The organism is Herbaspirillum seropedicae (assembly GCF_001040945.1).
Taxonomy (GTDB): Bacteria; Pseudomonadota; Gammaproteobacteria; order Burkholderiales; family Burkholderiaceae_D; genus Herbaspirillum; species Herbaspirillum seropedicae.
The window spans coordinates 201,125-220,323 of the sequence record NZ_CP011930.1; the positions used below are offsets into that span (position 1 = coordinate 201,125).

Here is a 19,199-nt window from a genome sequence, read left to right on the forward strand (position 1 = left end):
ATCCTCCATTTTATCGTGAAGTCACATTCTTCTCTTGCCCGTCGCAGCGCCGCCCTGGCCCTTTGCAGCGCCGTCCTGATGCTGGCCGGCTGCGGCCAGAAGGGCCCGCTGTTCATGCCGAAGACGCCGCCCGATCCGTTCGCGCAAACACAACCGCAAACGCAGCCCCAGCCCAAACCGGTCGAGCCGCCGGCCGATGCCGCTGACGGCGCGCGCCAGAGCGCTCCCGCCGCCGGCAAGCAGTAAGCCCGGCTTCACGCAGGCCCGCGCAGCGGGCTCCGATCACCGCATTGCCACCCGATCCCATGTCTCATTTCTCCTATCGCAACGGCGTCCTGCACGCCGAACAGGTTTCCCTCGCTACCCTGGCCGAGCAGTTCGGCACGCCCCTGTACGTCTATTCCAAGGCCGCCCTGGTCGAGAATTTCTCCGCCTACGCCAATGCCTGCCAGCAGGCGGGGCGTGCAGACGGGGGCAAGGGCGGGGCGCTGGTGTGCTACTCGGTCAAGTCCAATTCCAACCTGGCGGTGCTGAACCTGCTGGGCCGACTGGGTTCGGGCTTCGATATCGTCTCCGGCGGTGAACTGCTGCGCGTGGTGGCGGCGGGCGGCGATGCCCGCAAGGTGATCTTCTCGGGCGTGGGCAAGGGCCGCGACGAGATGAAGCTGGCCCTGGAACATGACATCCTCTGCTTCAACGTCGAATCCATCCCCGAGGTGGCCCGTCTGAACGAAGTGGCCGGTGCGCTGGGCAAGCGCGCCCGCATCTCGCTGCGCGTGAACCCCAATGTGGACGCCAAGACCCACCCCTACATCTCCACCGGCCTGAAGGAAAACAAGTTCGGCGTGGCCTATGAGGATGCGCTGAACTGCTACCGCGCCGCCGCCGCCCTTCCCCACATCGAAGTGGTCGGCATCGATTGCCACATCGGCTCGCAGTTGCTGGACGACTCGCCGCTGCTGGAAGCGCTGGACAAGATCATCGACATGGTCGATGCGCTGGAAGCCGAGGGCATCCCCATCCATCACCTCGACATCGGCGGCGGCATCGGCATCCGCTACGACGACGAGCAGCCGGTGGCCATCGGCGACTACCTGGCGCGCGTGTTTGCCCGTGTCGACGCCTGGCGCGCCAGCAAGTACCAGGGCCGTCCCATCCAGGTCATGTTCGAGCCGGGCCGCTCGGTGGTCGGCAATGCCGGCCTGCTGCTGACCGAAGTGCAATACCTCAAGCATGGCGAAGGCAAGAACTTCGCCGTGGTCGACGCCGCCATGAACGACCTGATGCGCCCGGCCATGTACGAAGCCTGGCACGGCGTGAAGACCGTCAAGGAAAACGCCGGCCAGCCGCGCATCTATGACGTGGTCGGTCCGGTCTGCGAATCGGGTGACTGGCTGGCGCGCTCGCGCGAGCTTGCCATCGGCGAAGGCGACCTGCTGGCCCTGATGTCGGCGGGCGCCTACGGCATGACCATGGCGTCCAATTACAACACCCGCGGCCGCGCGGCCGAGGTACTGGTCGATGGCGAACGCGCCCACCTCATCCGTGCGCGTGAAAACCCGGCCGACCTGTTTGCGCTGGAGAAGATCGTCAGCTGATTCGGCCCATCGATTGACGTTTTGCCATCACGGCAGCCGCCCAAACGCGGCTGCCGTTTGTTTTTGTTGATCGCCCGGCAACATGCGCCGGTGCTGGGGTGTGGATTTTTTTTTGCATAGCCGCATTCTTTATTTTGCCTTTCAGAAATTTGGGAGCAAAATAGCCGTCCGTCCAGAAAATACCGGCAGCCGACTGCCAGCAGGCCCGTAGCGCGAGCTCATCCGCGCCCGGAGACCGGGCCATGACAACAAGGGGACGTCAGCGGGAAACCGGGCACCGGGACGGTGGTCGGTAACGCAACACAGGGGAATTCCATGCAAGTTCTGGAACGCACAGGGGAAGATCGCGACAAGCGCGGGGCATGCCATGCCGACTCCGCCGCGCACGCGCATGCCTACGAGTACGCTTCTGGGCAGTCCGCCTCGCCCTCCGGCAGCACGGCGCTGTCGGCGCAGGCCGAGGAAGAATTGGCCATCCGCGCCTCCCATATCACCGCCGCCGCCGTGGCTGCGGCGGCCGTTACGGCCGCTGTCGTGACCGCCGCTGAGGCGCCTGCCGAAGCTCGCGAGGCCCAGGCCGCCAGCGCGCCTGCCGCAGCGCCTGCCAGGCAGCCGCGCGGCTTGCAGGGAGCAGAGGCGGCCACGACGCGATCGCAGCCATCCCAGCGCGGGGCTTGGCGGGTGTCGCTGCTGACCCTGGCCATCATTGCCGCGGCCCTGTGGGTGGGCCAGCAGTGGCCGCAGCGCGGGCTCAAGCCCATGGTGACGCAGCTGCCGACCCTGAACCAGCCCGCTGCCGCACCGGCCAGCGCCAGCACCGCCGCGCCTGCGCAGGCGCTGGACAGCACCGTACCGGCTGCCGTGGCCGAGGCTCCCGGTCCTGACGCCATCGCCCTGCTGCAAGAAGAATCCGAAGAAAAAGCACGCTTGCTGGCGCAAAAGCGCGCCGCGGCCGAGGCCCGTCATCGCCGTGAGGATGCAGCCCAGGCTTTGCGCGAACAACGCCGCCGCCAGGCCGAGCAGCAACTGGCCGAGGCCCGCGCCAAGGCCGAGCGCGCCCAGGCCGCCAGCGTGGCCGCACCCGCGATATCCGCAGCGCCAGCCGCCCCTTCGCTGGCAGACCAGGTGGCCCAGTGCAAGAGCCTGTCCCTGTTCGCCCGGGAAAGTTGCCTCTGGAAACTCTGCAGCGGCAACTGGGGCAAGAACGGTTGCCCCTCCTACGAGCGCAACAACGAAGGCGCTTGAGTCCAGCTCCGGCTGGCGGCTCCGCCAGCCCATCTTCCCTGACAAAGCACTGACACTCCTGCCCCTTGGCAGGAGCAATTCTTGCTTGACGACACCCCGATCCGGGCCACTCGCGGCAGCACAGCTGTGGTCCCGTCGCGACAGGTGAAAAGTCTTGCCGCAAGCGGCTTTGCGCGCAGAACTTGCCGCTATAATGCGCGTTTTTCGTCTTCACCCCCCTGCAAGGAAAAGGCATGAATGCACTGCTTTGGTTCGTCGTCCTCTATTGGGTCATCTCGGTCGGCATCGGCCTGTATGCCACCCGTTTCGTGAAGAGTTCGAAGGACTACGCCGTCGCCGGCCGCTCGCTGCCGATGTCGGTGGTGACCGCGACCGTCTTTGCGACCTGGTTCGGATCGGAAGCCGTGCTGGGGGTGTCCTCGACCTTCCTCAAGGAGGGCCTGGGCGGCATCGTGGCCGACCCCTTCGGTTCTTCGCTGTGCCTGATCCTGGTGGGCCTGTTCTTCGCCAAGCGCTTGTATCGGATGAACCTGCTGACCATTGGCGACTACTACAAGAAGCGCTTCGGCCGCGCCGCCGAAATGCTGGTCACCATCTGCATCGTCATTTCCTACCTGGGCTGGGTGGCCGCGCAGATCAAGGCGCTGGGGCTGGTCTTCAATGTGGTCTCGGGCGGTTACATCCCCATGCACTGGGGCATGATCATCGGCGCCGGCAGCGTGCTCATCTATACGCTCATGGGCGGCATGTGGGCCGTGGCCATCACCGACTTCCTGCAGATGATCATCGTGGTGGTGGGCATGCTCTACATCGGCTATGAGGTTTCCGGCATGGTCGGCGGCCCCGGCGTGGTCATCGCCCATGCCGCCGAGGCTGGCAAGTTCAACTTCTGGCCGGCCGCCGAACTCAAGGATGTGCTGTGGTTCTTTGCCGCCTGGATCACCATGATGCTAGGTTCGATCCCGCAGCAGGACGTGTTCCAGCGCGTCATGTCGTCCAAGAACGAGAACGTGGCGCGCAATGCCTCGGTGCTGGGCGGCGTGATCTATTTCTTCTTCGTCTTCATCCCCATCTTCCTGGCCTATTCGGCCACGCTGATCGATCCCGAGATGGTCTCGCGCCTGCTGGAAACCGACTCCCAGCTGGTGCTGCCGACCCTGATCATGGAGAAGATGCCGGTGTTCGCCCAGGTGATGTTCTTTGGCGCCTTGCTGTCGGCCATCAAGAGCTGCGCCAGCGCCACCCTGCTGGCCCCGTCGGTGACTTTTACCGAGAACGTGCTCAAGGAAATCCGGCCCTGGAAGAGCGACCGCGAATTCCTCTTCTCGATGCGCGCCGTGGTGCTGGTCTTCACCATCGGCGTGACCTCGCTGGCCTTGAACAGCCAGTCCAGCATCTATGAAATGGTCGAGAACGCCTACAAGGTGACCCTGGTAGCCGCCTTCGTCCCGCTGGCCTTCGGCGTCTACTGGCCGCGCGCCTCCCGCCAGGGCGCCTTGATGGCGATGGTGCTGGGGCTGGTATCGTGGATCACGCTGGAATACGTCGCTCCCGATGGCTTCTGGCCGCCGCAACTGGCCGGTCTGCTGTTCTCCATCGGCGGCATGGTGGTCGGTTCGCTGATGCCCCAGGTGCTGGCGCCGATGCCGCCCATGATGCCGACTCCCGCCGAGGGCAGCGCCCAGCCCTGATCATTCTTGCTCCAGTGAAACGGTCGCCCGGCCCTGCCGCGCGGCCGTTTTTCTTTTTGGACAGCTTGGCCAGAACTGCTGGGACAGAGGCTGTCAAAGCATTGCCCACGCCCGGTTTTCGAAGTTGTTCGATGCTTTCTTGATAAGAATTCGAGAAACAACCGGAACTTATTTGCCTTCCATCAACCTCAAAAGGTATGACTGAGCAAACTCGCCCCTACGATGTTGCTGCCGATGCGTTATTTCTGGATTTCGACGGCACGCTGGTCGACCTGGCGCCACAGCCCGACGGGATCGTGGTGCCGCCAGAACTGATCACGCTGTTGCAGCAGATACAACTGGAATCGGACGGCGCGCTGGCCATTGTCAGCGGCCGGCCCCTGGACCAGCTCGACTTCTTCCTAGCCCCGCTGCGCCTGCCGGCGGCTGGCGTGCATGGCGCCGAGCGCCGCACCGCCGATGGCCGCATCCTGCAGCAGCCGGTGCCGGACGTGCAGCACCTGCGCGAGCGCCTGCTGCCCCTGGTCGACTCCCATTCCGGCTTGCAACTGGAACTCAAGCGCGGCGCGCTGGCCCTGCATTACCGCCACGCCGCCCATCTCGAGCAGCGCTGCGTGGACACCATGATGGAGGCGCTGCGCCACGAACCCGGTTTCACCCTGCTGCACGGCAAGATGGTGGTGGAAGCCAAGCCGCACATCAACAAGGGCGACGCCGTCGCCGCCTTCCTGCACGAAGCCCCGTTCCGCGGCCGTCGCCCGGTCTTCATCGGTGACGACGTGACCGATGAGGCCGGATTTGCCATCGCCCAGGGCGAAGTCTTCGGCGGCTTGGGCATCAAGATCGGCGCCGGTCCCACGCAGGCCTTGCAGCGCCTGGCCGATCCGGCCGCGGTGCTGGGCCTGCTGCGCCAGAGCGTGGAGGTGCGCAGCACCTCCGGATAACCGTATTGCCGGCAAGCTTGCCGTGCGCAGCACAGCACATCGCCTTCCATCAAGAAATCTGATCCACAGAACAGAGCACGAGGAACCATGAGCCAGCCCAGCCCCGATCCGCAGCAAGAAGCGCAACCGCAACCGCACTCCCAGACGCAGCATTCCGAACAACCGCACCTGGCCGCTCAGGCCCACGACATGCCCTCGACGTCCTCGCTGGAATTGGGCGTGATCGGCAATTGCGCCTTCTCGGCGCTGGTGGACAAGATGGGCCGCATCGTCTGGTGCTGCCTGCCGCGCTTCGATGGCGATCCGGTCTTCAATGCCTTGCTCGACCCTACCGACAATGGCGCGCTGTGGGCCTTCCAGCTGGAGAATTTTTCCCACAGCGAGCAGTGGTACGAACCCAATACCGCCGTGCTGCGCACCCGCCTCTACGACACACTGGGACAGGGCATCGAGATCACCGACCTGGCCCCGCGCTTCCAGAGCCGTGGCCGCTTCTTCCGTCCGCTGCAACTGGTGCGCCGCATCCATCCGCTCTCGGGCGCGCCGCGCATGCGCGTGGTGCTGCGCCCCAAGTTCGACTGGGGCCGTGAAGAGCCGCTGCAGACGCGTGGCAGCAACCACATCCGCTACGTCGGCCAGGAGCAGACCCTGCGCCTGAACACCGACGCACCCATCAGCTACATCGTCGGTGAGACTGCCTTCGTGGTCAGTCGCCCGTATAACTTCATCCTCGGCCCTGATGAAACCCTGCATGGCGGCATCAACGACACCGCCCGTGATTTCGAGCAGGAGACCACCGCCTACTGGCGCAACTGGAGCCGCGCCCTGGCTACGCCCCTGGAGTGGCAGGACGCCGTCATCCGCGCCGCCATCACGCTCAAGCTGTCGGTCTATGAAGATACCGGCGCCATCATCGCCGCCATGACCACCAGCGTGCCCGAGGCACCGGGCAGCCAGCGCAACTGGGACTATCGCTATTGCTGGCTGCGCGACGCTTTCTTCGTGGTGCGCGCACTCAACAGTCTCTCCGAGCTGGGCACCATGGAAGACTACCTGCGCTGGCTGACCAATGTGGTGGTGCGTTCCGGTGGCGGCCATGTGCAGCCGCTCTACGGTATCGGGCTGGAAGAGGCGCTGCCCGAACAGATCCTGGATCACCTGCCGGGCTACCAGCACCACCAGCCGGTGCGGGTCGGCAACCAGGCCTATGAACACTTCCAGCACGACGTCTACGGCAATATCGTGCTGGGCGCGGCGCAGGCCTTCCATGACATGCGCCTGCACCATCGCGCCGGGGCCGAGCACTTCCAGCATCTGGAAGCCGTGGGCGAACGCGCCTACGAGGTCTACAGCCAGCCGGACGCCGGCATGTGGGAGCTGCGTACGCGCTCGCGCATCCATACCTCCTCGGCGCTGATGAGCTGGGCCGCCTGCGACCGCCTGGCCAAGATCGCCGCGCGCGTGGACCTGCCCGAGCGCGCCCGCTACTGGGGCGACCGCGCCAAGGAAATCGGCGACCGCATCCTCACCGAAGCCTGGAACGAACAGCGCCAGGCCTATGCCGAAAGCTTCGGCGGCCGCGACCTCGACGCCAGCGTGCTGCTAATGGTGGAAGTGGGCCTGATCTCGCCCACCGACCCGCGCTTCATCTCCACCGTGGAAGCGCTGGAGAAGTCGCTCTGCGACGGCCCCTACATGCGCCGCTACGAAGCCCCGGACGACTTTGGTCGCCCCGAGACTGCCTTCAACATCTGCACCTTCTGGCGCATCGACGCGCTGGCGCGCATCGGCCGCAAGGAGCAGGCGCGCGAGATCTTCCAGGCCATGCTCGATGCCCGCAACCACCTGGGCCTGCTGTCGGAAGACACGCATCCGGTCACGCGCCAGATGTGGGGCAACTTCCCGCAGACCTATTCGATGGTGGGCATCATCAACTGTGCGATGCGCCTGTCGGCATCGTGGGAGGCGGTGATCTGATGGGCAGACTCGTCGTCGTTTCCAATCGTCTGGCCGATCCGCGCAAGCCTGCTGCGGGCGGCCTGGCCGTGGCCCTGGGTGAGACGCTCAAGAAGACCGGCGGACTGTGGTTCGGCTGGAGCGGCAAGGTCATCGAGAACGGCACGCCCGGCGAGGGCGAGGTGCGCGTCAATCAGGCCGGCCCCGTGACCCTGGCCGAACTGGACCTGTCGCAGGAAGACCATGACGCCTACTACCGTGGCTACGCCAATGGCGTGCTGTGGCCGGTGTTCCACTATCGGCTCGACCTGGCCCACTTCGAGGCTGGTCACCTGGGCGGCTATCGCCGCGTGAACCAGCTCTTTGCGCGTAAATTGTTTCCGTTGTTGAAGCGCGATGACATCGTCTGGATCCACGATTACCACCTCATCCCGCTGGCCGCCGAACTGCGCGCCATGGGCTGCGAGGCGCGCATCGGCTTCTTCCTGCACATTCCGCTGCCGCCGCCGCCGATCCTGACCGCCATTCCCTCGCATGAGTGGCTCATGCGTGCACTGTTTGCCTACGATCTGGTGGGTTTCCAGAACCACGCCGACCTGCAACACTTCGCCCAGTACGTGCAGGCCGAAGCCACCGCCGAGCCGGTCGGGCCCAACCAGTTCCGCGCCTTCAACCGCACCGTGCATGCCAATGCCTTCCCCATCGGCATCGATGTGGCCGAATTCCAGCGCCTGGGCCAGGCCAAGGAAGCGCGCGACACCTATGAAAGCACCAAGGCCGAGTATTCGCGTCGGCGCCTCCTGATCGGGGTGGACCGCCTCGATTATTCCAAGGGCCTGCCGCAGCGCATCCGCGCCTTCCGCGAGCTGCTGCGCCTGTATCCGGAGAACCGCCACAGCGCCACGCTCCTGCAGATCGCCTCACCCAGCCGCGAGGATGTGGAGGCCTACGGCGACATCCAGCGCGAGCTGGAAAGCCTGTGCGGCTCCATCAACGGCGACTTCGGCGACTTCGACTGGATGCCGATCCGCTACATCCACCGCACCGTGGCGCGCCGCCGCCTGCCGGGTTTGTATCGCGCCTGCGCGGTGGCGCTGGTGACCCCCCTGCGCGATGGCATGAACCTGGTGGCCAAGGAATTCGTCGCCGCCCAGGACCCGGACGACCCCGGCGTGCTGGTGCTGTCGCGCTTTGCCGGTGCGGCCGAGCAGATGAAGGCCGCGCTCATCATCAACCCCTATGACACCCACGGCACCGCCCAGGTGATCCAGCAGGCGCTGCAGATGTCGCAGTCCGAACGGCGCGAACGCCATGCCGCGCTGATGGAGAACATCCGCCAGTTCGACGTGCACTGGTGGTGCCGGGAATTCCTCGACACCCTGCGCAGCAGCCGCGCCGCCCCGGTGGAGAGTTAAGCAGGCAAGGCCGCGCCGGAAGGGCAGGGCGGCGAAGAAGATTTCCAAAGAGCAAATATTTGCCTGGCGCGGCGGTGCATGCCGTCGCGCCAGCGCATCGCCCACGCGGGCAGGTTCACTAAAACTCCGCCAAAAGCCTTTATAATTCAGGGTTTTGGAAGTTTTTTGCGGAGTTAGTCATGCCCATTTACGCGTATCGCTGCGAAGCGTGTGGTTTTGCCAAGGATGTCTTGCAGAAGATCTCTGACGATGCGTTGACCGTTTGCCCCTCCTGCAACAAGGACAGCTTCAGGAAGCAGCTCACTGCGGCCGGCTTCCAGTTGAAGGGTTCGGGCTGGTATGTGACCGATTTCCGGGGCAATGGCAGTGGCACGGCCAACAGCAAGGGCGCCAACGGCACTGGCATCGCCGGCTCGGCCGACGCCCCGGCCCCTGCTGCGGATGCCCCCGCTGCTGCAGCCCCGGCTGCCGCCGCACCTGCGCCTGCGCCCGCCGCGGCGCCTGCGGCTGCACCGTCCACCCCCAGCGCCAGCTAACGAGGCCGTCCTTCCCCCATGCGCAAATACTTCATCACGGGTCTGCTGATCCTGGTCCCCCTGGCCATCACGCTGTGGGTGCTGAACCTGATCATCAGTACCATGGACCAGTCGCTGCTGCTGCTGCCCGAGACCTGGCGGCCGGCGCACTGGCTGGGCCATAACATCCCCGGCCTGGGCGCGATCCTGACGCTGTTGATCGTGTTCCTCACCGGCCTGGCCGCGCGCAATTTCATCGGCCGTCGCCTGGTGCTGCTGTGGGAAGGCCTGCTGACCCGCATTCCCGTGGTGAAGTCGATCTATTCCAGCGTCAAGCAGGTCTCCGACACGCTGTTCTCGCCCTCCGGCAACGCCTTCCGCAAGGCCGTGCTGATCCAGTACCCGCGCCAGGGTTCGTGGACCATCGCCTTCCTGACCGGCGCGCCCGGCGGCGAGGTCAAGAATCACCTGCCGGGTGAGTTCATCAGCGTGTATGTGCCCACCACCCCCAACCCGACTTCCGGTTTCTTCCTGATGCTGCCGCGTGCCGATGCCATCGAGCTCGACATGTCGGTGGATGCAGCCCTGAAGTACATCGTCTCCATGGGCGTGGTCGCCCCCGAGATGGTCACCGACAAGAAGATCATCACCGACGCGGCGGCGCCGAAGAATTGACGGGGCGGCCGGCAGTCCGCTGCCCGGCCAGCCCCGCCTTCGCCCTTAGCGTCTTCTCTTTCGAATCCAACAAGAACACTGTCAACGGAATCACAACCATGTCCATGCGAACCCAATACTGTGGCCTCACTACCGAGGCACTGCTCGGCCAAACCGTCAGCCTGTGCGGCTGGGTGCATCGTCGCCGCGATCACGGCGGCGTCATCTTCATCGACCTGCGCGACCGCGAAGGCTTAGTCCAGGTGGTCTGCGATCCCGATCGCGCCGATGTCTTCAAGAACGCCGAATCGGTGCGCAACGAATTCTGCCTGCGCATCACGGGCCTGGTGCGCAACCGTCCGGAAGGCACCACCAACGCCAACCTGAAGTCGGGCAAGATCGAAGTGCTGTGCCACGAACTGGAAGTGCTGAACCCGTCGGTGACGCCCCCGTTCCAGCTCGATGACGACAGCCTGTCGGAAACCACCCGCCTGACCCACCGCGTGCTGGACCTGCGCCGTCCGCAGATGCAGAACAACCTGCGCCTGCGCTACAAGGTCGCCATGGAAGTGCGCAAGTTCCTGGACGCCCAGGGCTTCATCGACATCGAAACCCCGATGCTGACCAAGTCCACCCCAGAAGGCGCGCGCGACTACCTGGTGCCCTCGCGCGTGAACGCCGGCGAATTCTTCGCCCTGCCGCAATCGCCCCAGCTGTTCAAGCAGCTGCTGATGGTGGCCAACTTCGACCGCTACTACCAGATCACCAAGTGCTTCCGCGACGAAGACCTGCGTGCTGACCGCCAGCCGGAATTCACCCAGATCGACTGCGAAACCTCCTTCCTGAACGAACAGGAAATCCGTGACCTGTTCGAAGGCATGATCCGCCTGGTCTTCAAGAACGCGCTGGATATCGACCTGCCCAACCCCTTCCCGGTGATGGACTTCGCCACCGCCATGGGCAAGTATGGTTCGGACAAGCCGGACATGCGCGTCAAGCTCGAATTCACCGAGCTGACCGACGTGATGAAGGATGTCGAGTTCAAGGTCTTCTCGGGCGCCGCCAACAGCGAAGGCGGCCGCGTGGTTGGCCTGCGCGTGCCGGGCGGTGCAGAAATGCCGCGTTCGGAAATCGACGCCTACACCCAGTTCGTCGCCATCTACGGCGCCAAGGGCCTGGCCTACATCAAGGTCAATGAAAAGGCCAAGGGCCGTGACGGCCTGCAGTCGCCCATCGTCAAGAACATCCACGACGCCGCCCTGAACGCCATCCTGGAAAAGACCGGCGCGCAAGACGGCGACCTGATCTTCTTCGGCGCCGACAAGGCCAAGGTGGTCAACGATGCCATCGGCGCGCTGCGCGTGAAGATCGGCCACAGCGAATTCGGCAAGAAGAACGGCCTGTTCGACGACGCATGGCGTCCGCTGTGGGTGGTCGACTTCCCCATGTTCGAATACGACGAAGACGGCCAGCGCTGGGTTGCCCTGCACCACCCGTTCACCTCGCCCAAGGATGGCCACGAAGACTTCATCTCGACCAACCCGGGTGCAGCCATCGCCAAGGCCTACGACATGGTCCTGAACGGTTGGGAACTGGGCGGCGGTTCGGTCCGTATCCACCGCGCCGACGTGCAGAGCAAGGTGTTCCGCGCCCTGAAGATCGATGACGAAGAAGCCAAGCTGAAGTTCGGCTTCCTGCTGGACGCCCTGCAATACGGCGCGCCCCCGCACGGCGGCATCGCCTTCGGCCTGGACCGTCTGGTCACCATGATGGCGGGTGCCGAATCGATCCGTGACGTGATCGCCTTCCCCAAGACCCAGCGTGCACAGTGCCTGTTGACGCATGCTCCTTCGGAAGTGGATGAGAAGCAGCTGCGTGAGTTGCATATTCGTCTGCGCAATACTGAGCCGGCGGTGAAGAGCTGATTGGATTATCGAATTTTTCGATAAGACCATTGGACCATTGAAAAGCGCGTGCAGGAATGCACGCGCTTTTTTATTTTCTGGCTATTTTTTAAATGATATAAACCGTATAAAGAGTTAATTAAAACTAGCCGGATAATTTGCGTATGCATACGCATAGGTCAAGCTGTCCGGGACCGTCAAACACCACCTCCAGCCTCGTCGAAATTCTCCCTTCCAGCACTTGCAATCGCTACAACCTCACCTTCCGATCTCGTACTGGTTCCCCCTAGGGCTGCATCAGTTATCTCGCTCAAATGCTGTTAGCGCCTGCTCGGCCAACGTGCGGTGCGTTTGCAGTATCGCGGCTAGCGAGGTGCCGGACGGGGCGGTTTGCAGGGCTGTGCGGGATTGCTTACGCAGTCTTTCAGCAATGCCGGCAGCGCGCGCGTGACGAGATGACTTCGCCAGAACCTTCTCCGCCCATTCACTTCGAGCTTCCCGCGTCGATAGCCCGGCTCCCTCCAGAAAGGCTTCGTTCGTGATTCCCGGCTCTTGGCCAGCGTCAATCCTGTGTGCTATCCCCAGCTTGAGCGCCCAACTGTCCTTCTCGGCTTGCGTCGGCCAACCCAATAGACGCGCCATGTGCTCCTCATACATCCGCTCCACCGCCTCCAGTGCAGCCGCCAACGCCCGCGCTTGCCGCTCCTCGTCATCAGGCGCCACGGCAGCCACAATCACCAACTCCCCATCCACTACCTCCAGCCTCTCCCCAGCCGCCAGGTGCATGGCACGCTCATATTGCTGCGCCGTCACCTCAATCACATCCTCCGGCAACTGCGCATACTGCTCCGTCTCAGGATAAAACCCCTTGGTCGTGTTGCTGAATCGCATGCTCTCTCCTCAATAGCCAATGGCGATATAACGTACGTTGAAAATGTCCCCTGTCCCGGCACTGCTGCCATACGTGCGTTGCAGTGCCACCGTGAGCGTGCTGGCGGTCCAGCCGTTGGCCGCATAGATATGCTCCAGCGTCTCGATCGATCCCATCACCTCCCCAGCACTCAAGGTCACACTCAGGCAGGCATTGGGAAAGGTCATCGGGACCGAGCCACTCCAACTGCTGCCGCCGCCCGCTCCAGTCAACTGATACCCGCTCACGGATCCCCACTGCAAGATCAACCCGCCCGGCAGTTTCTGATAGCCATTGCCCGTCTTGCTGGCCTGGAACGATCCGCTCAATGCAGCCAGCGCACTGCCGCCCGCGGCAGTCCACGTCGAGACGCCGTCGCCCACCAGCATCAGCGTCTCCCCCCTGGCCAGCCCCAGCGTGGCCACGCTGCTCTGGGCCGCGTTGATGGTGTCGCCCGTGGCCTGGCGCGCGATGCTCCATGCGCCCTCCTGGCTGCATAGATGCAGCGTCGCGCCTGCCGCCAAGCTGGCCGCCGCAGGCAGCGTCAGGGTGCCGCCGACGCCGCGCAGTATCAGCAGCTTGCCGGCATGCGCAGCACCCAGTGCGCCGCTGCCGCTGATCACTGTCACCGCGCCATGCTCCAGTCCCCCCGGCAAGGGCTGCAAGACGATGAAGTCGGCGCCGTCATATTCCACCTCGCTGACTTGATCCGCCGCTACGATGGCAGCTGTCTTGGAGCCGCTGGCGGTGTATTGCTTCAGGTTCCTTGCACCCAGGCCATTGATGTTGAGTGTGTCCGCACCCCGTCCGGCACTGTGGAAGCGAACGCGGCAGCGCTGTCCCGTCGCATAGGCCGCCACCGGCGGTTCCGGGCTGAGCGTGAAAGCCGGTGCATTACCAGCGCTGGTCCAGGTGTTCAATCGCCGTGCCAGTACGTATTGCGGATGCGGATCCGGCTTGCGCTCATGCTCGGCCAGCAAGGCCAGCAGCGGCGCCTGCGCGGTGTCGGCCACGATGGTGAGATTGCCGCCAGGGACCGCGCTGTCGATGCTCATGTCATGGCTGAACACGAAGTCCACACCGGGTGATTTCACCGCCAGATCGCCCGTGGCCTGCGACCAGTACGCCACCAGGACGGCGCCGGTGCTGCCAGGGCTGCCCGCCCACAGGCCGACTTCGCGGATGACGTAATACTGCTCGCCGCCAAAGATGGCCGACATGCGGATCTGGGTCGGCGACACCGTCAGGCCACTGGCAATGGGCGCAAGCTGCTGCGGATTCAGGAGCGCCGTTTCGGCCCCGGTGGGCGTGCGGTTGCCGCTGCCGAACTGGATGTGCGTCAGGTTCAGTGAAGTGCCGGTGTGGTTGGCGTTGAATAGCGCCGCCTGGCCGGCGACGGTGAGTTTGAATTGGAAGACGATGCTCATGATGTTCTTTCTGAGGGGAAGTAAGGTCCTGGGCCGTCTGCGTCAGCCAATGCGGTAGCCGAACAGCGTCATGAAGCCCGCGCCACTGGCGTTCCACAGGGCGGTCCGGCCGCGCTGCAGCAGCTTCAAGGGGAGATGCAGACTCATGTTCTTTCCTGATGCGACGCGTTACTGGAGCGGCCCGCTGGCCGTCAGCACTTGCGTCGGTGTGAAGAGGCTGGCGTCTTGCAGCGCCAGGGTGTTGAGCGGAGCCAGCGCAATCAGCGCGCCTGCAGTCGGGGTGCTTTGCACCAGCCGCAACACCGAGGCCGCCCGCAAGGGCGTCTGGCCACTGAGTTCCACGCCGGTCAGTTGGCCTTGCGTAGACAACTGCTGCTGGCTGGAAAACACGACCGCAGCGCGCAAGCGGGTCTGCATGCCCAGCCCCAGGCGCAGCGTGAAATGCCGGCTGGCCGGCTTCCAGAAACTGACCACGCGCCGGATCTGCTCGCTGCGCCGGGCGTCGATGGCCGGTGCGCCTGCGGGCTGGCCGGTGACCAGCGCATCCACGCTGAACGTGTGCGCTCGGCCGCGCGGTTGCGACTGGAACCATTCGGTCACGCTGGCGCGCACGCCCAGCAATTCCAGCGCGCGCTTGACCGCATGGGGCGTGCCCTTGATGCGATGCAGGGCGATGGCTTCGCGCAGCAGGGCGCGCTTCTTGGCGTCGGTGTCGGCCAGGTCCCAGCCGGCGTCGCCCAGCATGTTCAATTGCTCGGCCAGGTGGATCAAGGCGCTGGCCGGCACGCGGGCGAAGTCGTAGAGCACGGCGGCTTGCAGATCCAGCGCCGCGGGGCGGGCGGCGAGCGTTTCCAGGGCGCGCAGGCTGGCGTCCTGGCGCAGGCCGGGCGGCAGCAGCGAAGTGTCGCGGGCGGACATGACGGCTTAGCCCTTGCGCGTGCCGGCCACGCTGATGTGGATGCCGGTGCAGCGCGGCCAGTGGTGCTCTTCCAGCACGATGTCCTCGCCCACCAGGCCGACTGAATAGACGCCATAGACCTTCATGGCGGAGATCAGCTCGTCGCGTACCACGTCGCGTCCCAGGCCGGATTGCAGCCGTTGGCGCAACTGCTCGGCGGCCTTGCGCGCCTCGGCCACGGCGACGCCCGCGTCGGCGCCGGCCAGCAGGGTCAGGCGGGCGGTGATGGCGTAGTCCACCACCACCGGATCGAGCACCTTGACCTCGTCGGTGAGCGGCCGCACGCGGTCGCTGTTGCAGGCCGCCAGCACGGCCGCCTTGACCGCCGCCGAGGGCAGGCCGTCCTTGACCAGCGGGTGCAGGTGCACCACGCCGGGGCTGGGCGAGACCACCGCCACGTCGATCACTTCGGGATGCGCCGAGCGGGCGTGGAAGTGGTAGGCCCCGACCGATCCGGCATTGCTGAACTGCTCGGGGGCCAGCACGATGCGCTCCTTGAACTGCTCGTCGCTTTCTTCATCGGCGCCACCGGCCGAGCGGGTGATGTTGCTGACCTCGCGGATGGTCAGGCCGCTTTCCGAGGCGGGCGAACTGACCAGCGTACGGATCTGTCCCGGCACGAAGCCATTGCCCTGCACGCCGGCCTGGGTGCATTGCGCTTCGACCTCGACGCTGCTGCTGCCGGCCGGCACCAGCACCGGGGCGATGCTGGCAAAGGCCACTTCACCGCCTTGCACCAGCAAGCCTTCGGGCAGCAGCGTGGCGCTGGCGGGCGCGGCCTCGAACTGCACGCGCAGGGTGGTGCGCGCCTTCACGGCCGGCAGGCGCGCCACGCCGATGTTTTCGCCCAGGTAGTCCAGTACCGGGGCGCGGCTGTAGCGCACCAGGTTGAGTTTGGCGGCGTCCTGGAGGGCTTCGCGCACCAGGCTTTCGCGGTAGGCGATCACGTCCACCAGTAGCCGTTCGAGCTGGGCGGGGTAGAGCGTCTTGCCGGTCAATTGCTCGTAGTGGGCGACCAGTTCGCGCGTGAGGGCTTCCGGATCGCGGGTGACGAAGTCCGGTTCGGGCAGCAAGCGGTCGAGCAGGCTCATGGTGGGCTCCAGGGATGAGGGCGAGGGAGATCAGTAGTAGAGGATGGCATTGACCGCCCCCACGGTATTGGCCGGCAGGTTGTAGCGGTTGGGCGTGTTGACGAAGCGACCAGCGGTATCGCCGGCATCGATCTGGCTGCCGTTGATGGCGGTGTAGCCCATGGTCGAGACGTTGATGCAGCGGGACTGGTAGGCGTTCATGAAGCAATCGTCGTCGGCATGGTAGCCCTGCTGGACGTTCTCCACGGCGCTGCCCGCGGCAAAGAGGCGGCTGCCGTTCCAGGCCCGGAAGCCCATGCGCGCATTGCTGACCTTGGCGCAATTGGCCACGTCGGGCTCGGCGCGACTGTAGATCATGCTGTCCGAATAGGCGGCCACGCCGACGTCCACGTTGTTGACCAGGATTTCGTCACATTCCGCGTAGCTGTGGATGCTGGCGTATAGGCCCATGCGCACATTGGCGATGCGTGAGCGATCGGCGATCAGGGAGGCGTCCCGCGAGACCAGTATCCCGTAAGGAACGGCGTTACTGCCATTGGGCAGCGCATATTGCGCGCTGCAGGAAGGGCCGGTGATGATCGCATTTTCCACCCGTGCGATCGCTCTCACCTGGGCGGAGATGCTACTGCCCCGGCAGTCGTTGATGCGCATCTCCTTGGCTTCCAGGTAGGAATCGTTCAACACTTCAACGCCACACTGCTCAAAGCGCAGCGTCCCGGGGGTGCTGTAGAGGTGCGACTGGCGCGTCAACAGGAGTCCGCGATAGGTCCAATGTTGCGCAGTCTGCGTGCCGACAATGGTAAAACCGCTGAACCCGGCCAGGCACTGGCGCTCCAGCCACACGCCATAGGAGTAGCGATCGGCATCGGGCGTCATGCGCAGGATGCAGTTCTGCGGATTGTTCAGATTGCCCTCGATGCGGATGCGCGAGCCGAAGGGCTGGTGCGCCAGCCAGATCTGGTTGCAGGCATAGTCGCCATCGGCTACCTTGATGAGGATGTCGGACTTGATGGCCTTGCCGGCCAGCGCATACCAGGCGTCGGCAATGGTGGCATAGGGCTTGCAGGCGCCGACTTCCAGCACGGTGTAGCCATCCACGCCCCAGCGGTCGATGAAGCCGTTGATGCGGCTCTCCAGATGGCTCATCTTGCTGGTGACCATCTGGGTGAGAGCGTTTTGCGAGGCGATGGCGTCGCTGATTTGTTGTTCGAGATGCATAGGATGCCTTTCAGGAGAGGGATCAGGCCGCCGTGTCGGACGGCGATTTGCGCGCTGCCGCCAGCGCCGCCGAGACGCCATTGGCCAGCTTGACCATGTCCTCCAGCACGGCGCCGGCGCCGCCCGGTTTGCTCATGTAGGGCAGCTTCAGCGCGCCGCCCTCGACCTTGGCCACCAGTTCGCCCGCCAGTTGCGCCAGCGGGGCGGCGGCGCGGGCGATGTCGGAGACGTTTTGCGCCTTGGCCAGTTGCACCGCCAGCTGGGCCAGGCCCATCATGGTCAGCGCCAGCACGTCGGCCATCACGCCTTCGCGGCTGCCGGGGTCGGCCACGAAGTTGATGGCCGTGCGTAGGCGTTCGCGTTCGGACAGGGCCGGGGGCGGCGGGATCTCGAAGGGCTGCACGAAGCTGGTTTCAACTGCGACGTCAGGGATGTTGTTGGAAGAATCTTGCATAGGGGGCTCCAGGCAGTGAGATGGGCAGGTCAGTAGTAGATGAAAGCGTTGCTGGCGCCGAGGGTGTAGGCCGGCAGGTTGTAGCGGTTGGGCGTGTTGACGAAGCGGTTGCCGGTATCGCCGGCATTTATCTGGCTACCGTTGATGCTGTTGTAGCCCATGCTCGAGACGTTGATACAGCGCGAGCTGCCAGCGTGGATGAAGCCATTTTCGCTGGCGTAGTAGCCATGCGCGGCGTTCTGGACGGCGCTGCCGAGGGCATACATGACGCCGCCGGCCCAGGCCTGGTAGCCCACGCGTACGTTGATGGCCTTGGTGCATTCGGCTGCATCGGCCTGTGACCAGGCATGAAGCACGCCGTTGACGTTCGCCAGGAAAGCGATGTCGGCCGTATCGACAACGAGATCGCTACATAGCACATAGGCCTGGAGATCGCTAAAGGCGCCGTTGCGCACATTGGAGATGCGGGACCGGCCGCACCACAGGTGCGCGCCGCCGGAGGCATACATGCCGTGTGGGATGGCAATGCTGCCATCCGGACGGGTGTATTGCGCTGTGTGGGAAGGGCCGGTGATGACGGCTTTTTCCACCAGCGCCGTGCCGCTGGAGTGGGCCGTGACGGCATTGCCCCGGCAATCGTTGATGCGCAGCTCCTTGGCATCCAGGAAGGACTCGCTGGCCACTTCCACCCCGCACTGCTCAAAGCGCAGCGTCCCCGGCATGCAATACAGATCCGAATGGCGCCCCAGGAACAGCCCCCGATGCGTCCAGTGGTCCGCCGTCTGCGTGCCGACGATGGTAAAACCGCTGAACCCGGCCAGGTACTGCCGCTCCAGCACCACGCCATGGGAGTAGCGATCCGTCGCCGGCGTCATGCGCAGGATGCAGTTCTGCGGATTGGTCAGATTGCCCTCGATGCGGATGCGCGAGCCAAAAGGCTGGTGCGACAGCCAGATCTGGTTGCTGGCGTAGTCGCCATCGGCCACCTTGATGAGGATGTCGGACTTGATGGCCTTGCCGGACAGCGCATACCAGGCGTCGGCAATGGTGGCGTAGGGCTTGCCCCGGCCCACTTCCAGCACGGTATAGCCATCCACGCCCCAGCGGTCGACGAAGCCATTGATGCGGGCGTCCAGGCTGCCCATCTTGTTGGCCACCATCTGGGTGAGGGCGTTTTGCGAGGCGATGGCCTCGGTCAGTTGTTGTTCAAGACTCATGG

Annotated in this window: 17 protein-coding genes; 10 read left to right on the plus strand and 7 right to left on the minus strand. The window is 64.7% G+C overall.

Annotated features, from left to right (window positions below):
- Nucleotides 1-15 precede the first annotated feature (15 nt).
- The 10 genes from lptM (at nt 16) to aspS (ending at nt 11,943) form a co-directional block, all read left to right on the plus strand.
- Nucleotides 16-246, plus strand: coding sequence for an LPS translocon maturation chaperone LptM (gene lptM, locus ACP92_RS00945; RefSeq protein WP_048348476.1), 231 nt, complete (start codon nt 16-18; stop codon nt 244-246).
- A 59-nt stretch (nt 247-305) separates the two neighbouring features.
- Nucleotides 306-1,598, plus strand: coding sequence for a diaminopimelate decarboxylase (lysA, locus tag ACP92_RS00950; protein WP_013232239.1), 1,293 nt, complete (start codon nt 306-308; stop codon nt 1,596-1,598).
- Between the two features lie 315 nt (nt 1,599-1,913).
- Nucleotides 1,914-2,843 carry a hypothetical protein gene (locus ACP92_RS00955; RefSeq protein ID WP_041309962.1) on the plus strand — a complete coding sequence of 310 codons (930 nt, stop codon included), beginning with the start codon at nt 1,914-1,916 and terminating at the stop codon, nt 2,841-2,843.
- A gap of 233 nt (nt 2,844-3,076) precedes the next feature.
- Nucleotides 3,077-4,534, plus strand: a complete 1,458-nt coding sequence (locus ACP92_RS00960) for a high affinity choline transporter 1 (RefSeq protein WP_048348477.1) — start codon at nt 3,077-3,079, stop codon at nt 4,532-4,534.
- Between the two features lie 197 nt (nt 4,535-4,731).
- Nucleotides 4,732-5,478 (plus strand): trehalose-phosphatase, encoded by a 747-nt coding sequence (otsB, locus tag ACP92_RS00965; protein ID WP_013232242.1) that lies wholly within the window; start codon nt 4,732-4,734, stop codon nt 5,476-5,478.
- An 87-nt stretch (nt 5,479-5,565) separates the two neighbouring features.
- The gene (locus tag ACP92_RS00970; RefSeq protein ID WP_041309965.1) at nt 5,566-7,455 is read left to right on the plus strand and encodes a glycoside hydrolase family 15 protein; all 1,890 of its coding nucleotides are present in this window, start codon (nt 5,566-5,568) and stop codon (nt 7,453-7,455) included.
- On the plus strand, nt 7,455-8,849 hold the full coding sequence (gene otsA, locus ACP92_RS00975) for an alpha,alpha-trehalose-phosphate synthase (UDP-forming) (protein ID WP_013232244.1): 1,395 nt from the start codon (nt 7,455-7,457) through the stop codon (nt 8,847-8,849). Before ACP92_RS00970 ends, otsA begins: the two co-directional genes overlap by 1 nt.
- 179 nt (nt 8,850-9,028) lie before the next feature.
- Nucleotides 9,029-9,385, plus strand: coding sequence for an FmdB family zinc ribbon protein (locus ACP92_RS00980; protein ID WP_013232245.1), 357 nt, complete (start codon nt 9,029-9,031; stop codon nt 9,383-9,385).
- 18 nt (nt 9,386-9,403) lie between these two features.
- Nucleotides 9,404-10,039 carry a DUF502 domain-containing protein gene (locus ACP92_RS00985; protein WP_013232246.1) on the plus strand — a complete coding sequence of 212 codons (636 nt, stop codon included), beginning with the start codon at nt 9,404-9,406 and terminating at the stop codon, nt 10,037-10,039.
- Between the two features lie 98 nt (nt 10,040-10,137).
- Nucleotides 10,138-11,943, plus strand: coding sequence for an aspartate--tRNA ligase (gene aspS / locus ACP92_RS00990; RefSeq protein ID WP_041309968.1), 1,806 nt, complete (start codon nt 10,138-10,140; stop codon nt 11,941-11,943).
- A 276-nt stretch (nt 11,944-12,219) separates the two neighbouring features.
- On the opposite strand, the gene ACP92_RS00995 is transcribed toward aspS, so the two are convergent.
- The 7 genes from ACP92_RS00995 to ACP92_RS01025 form a co-directional block, all read right to left on the minus strand.
- Nucleotides 12,220-12,813, minus strand: a complete 594-nt coding sequence (locus ACP92_RS00995; RefSeq protein ID WP_013232248.1) for a hypothetical protein — start codon at nt 12,811-12,813, stop codon at nt 12,220-12,222.
- Between the two features lie 9 nt (nt 12,814-12,822).
- Nucleotides 12,823-14,259 carry a gp53-like domain-containing protein gene (locus ACP92_RS01000; RefSeq protein ID WP_048348478.1) on the minus strand — a complete coding sequence of 479 codons (1,437 nt, stop codon included), beginning with the start codon at nt 14,257-14,259 and terminating at the stop codon, nt 12,823-12,825.
- Between the two features lie 168 nt (nt 14,260-14,427).
- Nucleotides 14,428-15,177, minus strand: coding sequence for a phage tail protein I (locus tag ACP92_RS24005; RefSeq protein WP_053075620.1), 750 nt, complete (start codon nt 15,175-15,177; stop codon nt 14,428-14,430).
- Nucleotides 15,178-15,183: 6 nt separating this feature from the next.
- Complete coding sequence (locus ACP92_RS01010; protein ID WP_013232252.1) at nt 15,184-16,308, minus strand: baseplate assembly protein; 1,125 nt, start codon at nt 16,306-16,308, stop codon at nt 15,184-15,186.
- A gap of 30 nt (nt 16,309-16,338) precedes the next feature.
- Complete coding sequence (locus tag ACP92_RS01015; RefSeq protein WP_013232253.1) at nt 16,339-17,526, minus strand: hypothetical protein; 1,188 nt, start codon at nt 17,524-17,526, stop codon at nt 16,339-16,341.
- A gap of 22 nt (nt 17,527-17,548) precedes the next feature.
- Nucleotides 17,549-17,980, minus strand: coding sequence for a hypothetical protein (locus tag ACP92_RS01020; RefSeq protein WP_013232254.1), 432 nt, complete (start codon nt 17,978-17,980; stop codon nt 17,549-17,551).
- Between the two features lie 29 nt (nt 17,981-18,009).
- Nucleotides 18,010-19,197, minus strand: coding sequence for a hypothetical protein (locus tag ACP92_RS01025; RefSeq protein ID WP_041309971.1), 1,188 nt, complete (start codon nt 19,195-19,197; stop codon nt 18,010-18,012).
- Nucleotides 19,198-19,199: the final 2 nt, after the last annotated feature.